The following is a 1,510-nucleotide window of genomic DNA, read 5'->3' as shown; positions in this document are numbered from 1 at the left end:
AGCGGGATGTTGCCGTGCTTCTTCGGTGGCAGGGTCTCCCGCTTCGTCCGCAGGATACGTAGGGCCCGGACGAGCTGACTGCGGGTCTCCGCTGGTCGGATTACGGCGTCGATGTAGCCGCGTTCGGCGGCGATGTAGGGGTTGGCGAGGGTGTCTTCGTATTCCTGGATCTTGTCGGCGCGGAGGGTGGCGGGGTCGTCGGCGGTGGCGAGTTCGTTGCGGTAGAGGATGTTGACGGCGCCTTGGGCGCCCATCACCGCGATCTGGGCGGTTGGCCAGGCGTAGTTGAGGTCGGCGCCGAGGTGTTTGGAGCCCATCACGTCGTACGCGCCGCCGTACGCCTTCCTCGTGATGACGGTGATCTTCGGGACGGTGGCCTCGGCGTAGGCGTAGATGAGTTTGGCGCCGCGTCGGATGATGCCGTCCCACTCCTGGCCGGTACCGGGTAGGAAGCCGGGTACGTCCACGAAGGTGAGTACCGGGATGTTGAACGCGTCGCAGGTGCGGACGAACCGGGCGGCTTTCTCCGACGCGGCGATGTCGAGGCAGCCGGCGTAGTGCATCGGCTGGTTCGCGACCACTCCGACCGGTCGGCCCTCGACCCGACCGAAGCCGACCACGATGTTCCGCGCGTAGAGCGGCTGGACCTCCAGGAACTCACCGTCGTCGAGGACGTGCCCGATCACCTGGTGGATGTCGTACGGCTGGTTCGCCGAGTCCGGGATCAGGGCATCGAGTTCCCGGTCGGTGTCGGTGACGTCCAGGTCGGCGGGGGCGTCGAAGACCGGCGGGTCGTCGAGGTTGTTGCTCGGCAGGTACGACAACAGCGCCTTGACGTAGTCGACCGCGTCGTCCTCGTCGCCGGCCAGGTAGTGCGCGTTACCGCTGCGGGTGTTGTGCGTCCGCGCCCCGCCGAGTTCTTCCATTCCGACGTCTTCACCGGTCACTGTCTTGATCACGTCCGGGCCGGTGATGAACATGTGCGAGGTCTGGTCGACCATCACCGTGAAGTCGGTGACCGCCGGAGAGTAGACAGCACCACCCGCGCAGGGTCCCATCACCAGCGAGATCTGCGGGATCACCCCGGACGCGCGGACGTTACGGAAGAAGATCTCCCCATAGCGGCCGAGGCTGACCACACCCTCCTGGATCCGGGCACCACCAGAGTCGTTGATCCCGACGACCGGGCAGCCGATCTTCATCGCCAGGTCCATCACCTTGACGATCTTCTCCCCGAACACCTCACCCAGAGAACCACCGAAGACCGTGAAGTCCTGAGCGAAGACACACACCTGCCGCCCGTCGACAGTCCCGTAACCCGTCACCACACCATCCCCGTACGGACGGGTACGGTCCAACCCGAAATTCGTCGACCGATGCCGAGCCAACCCGTCCAACTCGACAAACGAACCCGGATCAAGCAGCAACCCGATCCGCTCCCGAGCGGTCCTCTTCCCCCGCGCATGCTGCTTCTGCACCGCCCGAACCGACCCAGCACGCACCGCCTCCT

1 protein-coding gene is annotated in these 1,510 nt (G+C 65.6%); it reads right to left on the bottom strand.

All coding sequences use genetic code 11. From position 1 onward, the window contains the following. A partial coding sequence (locus Pma05_RS42070) for an acyl-CoA carboxylase subunit beta (RefSeq protein WP_203863134.1) occupies positions 1 to 1,510 on the bottom strand: 1,510 nt, incomplete at both ends.

The sequence above is a fragment of the Plantactinospora mayteni genome, from assembly GCF_016862935.1.
Taxonomy (GTDB): domain Bacteria; phylum Actinomycetota; class Actinomycetes; order Mycobacteriales; family Micromonosporaceae; genus Plantactinospora; species Plantactinospora mayteni.
Note: the sequence above shows the minus strand (reverse complement) of the source record. Positions and strands in the feature narration are given on the sequence as shown.